Source organism: Arthrobacter sp. 2YAF22_2 (assembly GCF_052114645.1).
In the GTDB taxonomy this organism is placed as follows: Bacteria; Actinomycetota; Actinomycetes; order Actinomycetales; family Micrococcaceae; genus Arthrobacter.
Map to the genome: position 1 here is coordinate 1 of NZ_JBFRFD010000467.1, position 2,903 is coordinate 2,903.

Here is a 2,903-nt window from a genome sequence, read left to right on the forward strand (position 1 = left end):
CCCTCAAAACGACAACAACTGCGAGCCAGTTGGGTTAACAGGGGATTAGGTGACCAGCCCCGTCATGATTCTCTGCAGCGCATCGCAGACCATCATGACCGATCTGCGTTTTAGGTTCTCCGGCCGGGCCAAGATGTCGATCCGGCGCTTGGTGCTGATCCCTTCCAGCGGCTTCAGCACGATCTCCGGGTTCAACACAGGCCGAGCGGTATGCCGCGGCAACAGCCCGATCACACCCCCGGCCGCCACCAGCGCCGCCACCGTCGAGTAATCATTGATCCGGTGCACAATGTTCAGTTCTCGGCTGGACACGGCGGCGACGGCGGCGAGCACGTCCGCGGGGGAGTAGCCGGCGTGGCTGGTCACCCAGGGTTCGCCGACGACGTCGTCCGCCGTCACCGCCCGCTGCCCGGCGAGCCGGTGGCCGGCCGGCAGGGCCACGTCCAGCGGCTCGTGCGCGAGCGGAATCACCGCCACGCGTTCCCCGGGCCACCGCGGGCTGTGGTCCATCCGGTGCGCCAGCACCAGGTCATACCGGGCGGTCAAGGCCGGGAAATCCTGCTGGGCGACATCCTCGTCGGAGAGCTGGATCCGCGGCTGGCCGGGTTCGGCCAGCAGCCGGGCGAGCGGCCCGAACAAGGCCTGGCCGGCGCTGTGGAACCCGCTCAGGGTCACCGGCGCCACCGGCGACCCGTGGTATGCGCCGATCGCCATCCGCGCATCTGCCATTGCACTCACGACGGCGGCCCCCGCATCCGCGAGCACCTGCCCGGCCTCGGTCAGGACCAGGTTCCGGCCCTCCTTCCGGGTCAGCGGCACCTCTACGGACTTCTGCAGCGCTGCCAGTTGCTGGGACACCGCCGAGGGTGTCACCAGCAGCGTTTCCGCGACGGCCTTGACGCTGCCCAGGGCCCCGAGTTCGCGGAGCATTTCGAGCTGGTGGATTTCCATGCCCCCCATCCTATGCAGAAGTAAAAGCTAAATCGTCGATTGAGAAAATTTTGGTTGTGCTAATGCTTTTGGGCCGGTCTAATGGGGTGAGTTGTCCCACACGCGCCGCATCGAAGACCGCGGCAACCAGCACAGTTAGGCACGCCCATGAAGGCTCTCTACAAGTCCGGCGCCCATGCGGGATTCGAACTGGTCGACCGCCCCGAGCCGCAGGCCGGCGCCGGGGACGTCAAGATCCGGGTTATCAGCGCCGGAATCTGCGGCACGGACCTGCACATCCAGTCGTGGGACGCGTGGGCGCAAGGGATCATCAACGCGCCCCTGATCGCCGGCCACGAGTTCTACGGCGAGGTCGTGGAGGTGGGCGAGGACGTCCGGGACGTCCGGGTCGGTGACCGGGTCTCCGGCGAAGGCCACATCGTCTGCGGGATCTGCCGCAACTGCCGCGCCGGCCGCAAGCAGATGTGCATCAACACCGTCAGCGTCGGAGTGCAACGCGACGGCGCCTTCGCCGAGTACGTCGTCATCCCGGAAACCAACGTCTGGGTGCACCACGATCCGTCCGTGACCCCGGAACTCGGAGCGATCTTCGACCCGTTCGGCAACGCCGTGCACACCGCGCTGAGCTTCCCCCTGGTCGGCGAGGACGTGCTGATCACCGGCGCCGGACCCATCGGCCTGATGGCGATCGCCGTCGCCCGCCACGCCGGGGCCMGGAAAATCGCCATCACGGACGTCTCGGCCCCGCGCCTTGAGCTCGCCCGGCAGCTCGGCGTCGACCTCGCGATCGACGTCTCCAAGACGCGGGTCAAGGATGCCCAGCGCGAACTGGGCATGCGCGAAGGCTTCGACATCGGCATGGAAATGTCCGGCCACCCCACCGCGCTGCCTGAGATGATCGAGAACATGAACCACGGCGGCCGGATCGCGATGCTGGGGCTGCCCAGCCGGTCGATCGACATCGACTGGGGCAAGGTGGTCACGCACATGCTGACCCTGAAGGGCATCTACGGCCGGGAAATGTTCGAGACCTGGTACGCGATGAGCGCCATGCTGTCCTCCAACCCGGTGCTGCACGCCAACATCTCGGCCGTCGTCACGGACACGCTGCCCGCCTCGGACTGGGAGAAGGGCTTCGAAATTGCCCGGGCCGGCGTGGGCGGCAAGGTCGTGCTCGACTGGACCGGCTTCTAGGCCGCGCCTGTTATCCGGTACCGTACAAAAATTCACCCCAGCTGAGGAGCGCACCGAAATGTATTCAGCCATCAAAGACCAGTTGCAGCAGGAACTCGACGAGATCCGCGGCGCCGGCCTGTTCAAGACCGAGCGGCACATCGACTCGCCGCAGGCCGGCCACATCCGGGCCGGCCAGATCGGCCACGGTGCGGCGGATGTGCTGAATTTTTGCGCCAACAACTACCTCGGCCTCGCGGACCACCCGCAGATCATCGCAGCGGCCAAGACCGCCATGGACGACCGCGGCTTCGGGATGGCCAGCGTCCGCTTCATCTGCGGCACCCAGGACCTGCACCTGGCCCTCGAGGAGCGGGTCTCGAAGTTCCTCGGCACCGAGGACACCATCCTGTTCTCCAGCTGCTTCGACGCCAACGGCGGGGTCTTCGAGTCCCTGTTCGGCCCGGAGGACGCCGTCATCTCCGACGCGCTGAACCACGCCTCGATCATCGACGGGATCCGGCTCTGCAAGGCCCAGCGCTTCCGCTACGCCAACCAGGACATGGCCGACCTCGAATCCCGGCTGATCGAGGCCACCACGCAGGAAAACCCGGCCCGGCGCAAGATCATCGTCACCGACGGCGTCTTCTCCATGGACGGCTTCCTGGCCCCGCTCGAAGCGATCTGCGACCTCGCCGAGAAGTACGACGCCATGGTGATGGTGGACGACTCGCACGCCGTCGGCTTCATGGGCGCCACCGGCGCCGGCACCCCGGAAC

General features: G+C 66.8%; 3 protein-coding genes. 2 read left to right on the plus strand and 1 reads right to left on the minus strand.

Going from position 1 to position 2,903, the window contains the following annotated elements:
* Nucleotides 1-45: 45 nt before the first annotated feature.
* A complete protein-coding gene (locus tag AB4Y86_RS15930) occupies nt 46-951 on the minus strand; it encodes a LysR family transcriptional regulator (protein WP_441403159.1) in 906 nt (301 codons plus the stop codon).
* A gap of 147 nt (nt 952-1,098) precedes the next feature.
* Here AB4Y86_RS15930 and tdh point away from each other — a divergent pair, with 147 nt between their 5' ends.
* Nucleotides 1,099-2,145 (plus strand): L-threonine 3-dehydrogenase, encoded by a 1,047-nt coding sequence (gene tdh, locus AB4Y86_RS15935; protein ID WP_441403160.1) that lies wholly within the window; start codon nt 1,099-1,101, stop codon nt 2,143-2,145.
* 58 nt (nt 2,146-2,203) lie between these two features.
* Nucleotides 2,204-2,903, plus strand: a 700-nt coding sequence (locus tag AB4Y86_RS15940) for an aminotransferase class I/II-fold pyridoxal phosphate-dependent enzyme (protein WP_441403161.1), incomplete at its 3' end; no start/stop codon positions are given.

Coding starts and splice junctions, on each gene's coding strand:
- AB4Y86_RS15930 (WP_441403159.1), bottom strand. CDS start 951: ATGGAAATCCACCAGCTCGAAATGCTCCGCGAACTCGGGGCCCTGGGC.